Consider the following 3,243-nt stretch of genomic DNA (forward strand, 5'->3'; position numbering starts at 1 on the left):
CAACCTGTACTGCATCCAGTTCTGACAGACCTGGCCCGTCTCTCCATAGGTGACGAGCTCATAGGGATAGAGAGCCACCTCGAAGTCCAGATTGTTGTCGATCATCAGCTGCAGCGCCTTGCCTGCCAGACACTTGCCGCGGTAGTCGTCAATTGGCCTGGCCTTGATGTTTCCCGCCGGGCGGTAGCGGTAGCCGTATATTTTGCCCCTGGTGAGCAATTCGTTGAGAAACTCGGGGGCAAGCTCCTCATGAAGCGCCTCTGGAACATAGCGTAGGCTGTTTTTCAGGGCAATCTCGGTCTGTCTCCGGGAAAGACGAAAGCCGCGATCTGGTGCTCGCCTTATACCTTCAATGAATGCAGGCATCTCCGGCAGGGTCTCTGGAAGTTTGATGCGCATCGCCCCGGCAATGTCTTCATTGGTAAACATCTTCCCTCTCCCAACTGTAGAGCCCCCCGGGGGAGCCAGCTGTAACTCGGTGCTGGCGGCCCCCTCCGGGCGCTCCAGTTTCTGCAGTCTCCCTGCTGCTCTGGTTTGTTCAGCCAACAAAGAACGATTGGCCCCCCTGGCGCTGCCACCCTTCCCCGAACAGATCGAAGAAAGGGAACCAGGAATCAACCTGGTCAGGGCGTAATCAGTTTCAGGTCTCGAACTACGCCAAAGTGTCTGAACTCACCGTTTTTCACTACCTGTACCTGCACCTCTTTCACCACCTCACCTGTCTTGGTAAACCCCTTGATCATGCCGGTGAGGCCATTAAATCCGTGCGTCGAGGCGATGGCGTCTCGCACTGCCTTGCCCTTGACGCTGCCTGCTCTTTTCACAGCGTCACAGATGATCATGAAGGCGTCATAGGCAGAGGCTCCCACCATATCCGGCTGGATGTTGTATCTCTTGCGATATTCCTTTAGAAATGCCTGCACCTCCGGCCTGGGGTCGTCCCGGTTCAGGTTGGTTACGATCATGAAACCTTCGGCTGCCGGGCCGGCAATTTCCAGAAATTTTGGCGAATCAGCCCCCTCTTCTCCCAGGAAGGGTGTGGTGATGCCCATCTCGCGTGCTTGCTTGATCATGGGGCCGCTCTGAAAATAGTAGCCGCTGGCAAAAATCAGATCAGGTCCGAGTTCTTTTATCTTGGAAAGATAGGGCTTGAAATCCTTCTCTTTGAAAGGATAGGCCTGCTGGTAGATGATCTTCGCCTCAGGAGCAGTGGCTGTGTACTGGCCAAACCCTGCGGCCAGGGTGCGGCCGAAGTCATTGTCGCTCGTGAGTACTGCAAGGCGTTTTTTCTTCAGGAGTTTCACCGCCACATAACCGGCCGCCTTTCCTTCGACAATCCCCAGGAAGCCGTTGCGGAAGCAATAGTCTCCTGCCTTGGTTATATCTGGGTGAACCGCATAGGCTGCCACAAATGGCACTTCATCTTCTTGAAAGATGGGAGCAGCAGCGCGGCTGGGAGTACTGTATGACCCCCCCACCACAGCCACAACCTGGTCCTGTTCGATCAGTTTATGGGCCAGGGCTACGGCCTCTTTGCCGTCCGCCCGGTCATCGTAGACCACCAACTCCACCTTCTTGCCGAGAACTCCACCCTCCTTGTTCACACGCTCGACGGCAAGCTTCACCGAGTTGAGCACGCTGAGCCCGTCGGCTGCCGCAAATCCTGTGAGCGGTGCCAGCAGCCCAATCTTCACGGTATCGGCGGCCCCTGCAGTACCGACCGCCATACAGCCAACCAGTAGAGCCAACATGAATGTCTTGATGCCTCGCATAACTGTCACCTCCTGTATGTTCACATCTATAGTCCCAGATACGCTTCCCTCACCCGTGGATCCTCCATGAGTGCCTGGGCCTCACCGTGAAGCACAATGCTTCCCGTTTCCAGTACATAAGCTCGAGCAGAAATCTGCAGGGAGGCAAGGGCGTTCTGCTCCACCAGGAGAATACTGAGCTGCCGCTCCTGATTGAGGCGTTTCAAGAGATCGAATACCCGCTCCACGAGCTTCGGCATGAGTCCCATGGAAACTTCATCCACCAGCAGGAGTTGTGGATCAGCTATCAATGCCCTTGCTATGGCGAGCTGCTGCTGTTCTCCCCCTGAAAGTGTGCGGGCCAACTGCTCCCTTCTCTCTTGCAAAATGGGAAAGAGATCATAGAGCCATGCCAGCTGCTCTTCTAATGAGAAAGTTTTCCGCAAACCGTATGCTCCTGTCAATAGATTTTCGTACACTGTAAGCCGCGGAAAAACTCTGGCTCGTTCAGGCACCAGCCGTATGCCGCTCCTTGCCCTCTGGTGGGCGGCATAGGATGAAATCTCTTTTCCCTTGAAACGAATCTTACCCCTGTCAGCCGGCACCACTCCCATGATGCCGTTGAGAATAGAGCTCTTGCCAGCACCATTGGCCCCGATGATAGAGACCAGTTCACCCTGGTCAACAGAGAAATTCACGCCGTGCACCGCATGGATGTCGCCGTACGAGACATGCAGATCGCCAACCTCAAGCAGCGTCATAGGAAGCCCCCTGACCGAGATAAGCCTCTATTACCACAGGATCCCTTCTGACGGCTGCAGGAACTCCCTCGGCAATCTTGGCGCCGTGGTCGAGCACCACCATCCGGTCGCTCAAACCCATAGCCACCCGCATGTTGTGTTCGATGAGCAGCAGGGCCATACCGTCATCCCTGATGCTGGCAATGAGGTGCTCCAGCTGGCTGATCTCCTCATGACGCAGCCCAGAAAAACATTCGTCCAGGAGGAGCAGCTTGCGCCCCGTTGCCAGGGCACGAGCGATCTCCAGCCTCCGCAGATGGCCGAGGGGCAGAAGCCCGGCCTTCCTGCCTGCCAATTCTACCAGACCCACCCTTTCGAGTAGATGCAGAGCCGCTTTCTTTTCTTTTCTGGTGGTCCAGGAAGACCATATCCTGGCATGAGTACTGTACTTGTCTACGCCAAGGGCCACAATAACATTTTCCAACACTGTGAGGGAGGAAAACGGCCTGACAATCTGAAAGGTGCGTCCCACCCCGAGGGCGGCTATCTGATGGGCGGCAAGCCTGTCAATCCGTCTGCCTTCGAAATAGATCTTGCCCCTGGTTGGTCTGTACACCCCGGAGATAAGGTTGAAGCACACTGTCTTGCCGGCACCGTTCGGGCCGATGAGTCCAAGCATGCCCACCCTGTCCTCTTGAACACCGGAAGCAAGGTCCGCCGCAGAATGCTCTTCTCGCCCAGAAGACCTCCCG

The 3,243-nt window shown here is 56.0% G+C and carries 4 protein-coding genes; all 4 read right to left on the minus strand.

The window, feature by feature from the left end:
* Positions 1–429, minus strand: a 429-nt coding sequence (locus JRI89_17320) for a urocanate hydratase (protein ID MBW2072991.1), incomplete at its 3' end; no start/stop codon positions are given.
* 194 nt (positions 430–623) lie between these two features.
* Positions 624–1,772 carry an ABC transporter substrate-binding protein gene (locus tag JRI89_17325; protein ID MBW2072992.1) on the minus strand — a complete coding sequence of 383 codons (1,149 nt, stop codon included), beginning with the start codon at positions 1,770–1,772 and terminating at the stop codon, positions 624–626.
* A gap of 26 nt (positions 1,773–1,798) precedes the next feature.
* Positions 1,799–2,512 carry an ABC transporter ATP-binding protein gene (locus JRI89_17330; protein MBW2072993.1) on the minus strand — a complete coding sequence of 238 codons (714 nt, stop codon included), beginning with the start codon at positions 2,510–2,512 and terminating at the stop codon, positions 1,799–1,801.
* Positions 2,499–3,243, minus strand: a 745-nt coding sequence (locus JRI89_17335) for an ABC transporter ATP-binding protein (protein ID MBW2072994.1), incomplete at its 5' end; no start/stop codon positions are given. The genes JRI89_17330 and JRI89_17335, both read right to left, overlap by 14 nt.

Source organism: Deltaproteobacteria bacterium (assembly GCA_019309045.1).
Classification (GTDB): Bacteria; Desulfobacterota; Syntrophobacteria; order BM002; family BM002; genus JAFDGZ01.

Excerpts from the sequence above, each read along its gene's own strand:
- JRI89_17325 (MBW2072992.1), bottom strand. The coding sequence starts at position 1,772 with ATGCGAGGCATCAAGACATTCATGTTGGCTCTACTGGTTGGCTGTATG.
- JRI89_17330 (MBW2072993.1), bottom strand. The coding sequence starts at position 2,512 with ATGACGCTGCTTGAGGTTGGCGATCTGCATGTCTCGTACGGCGACATC.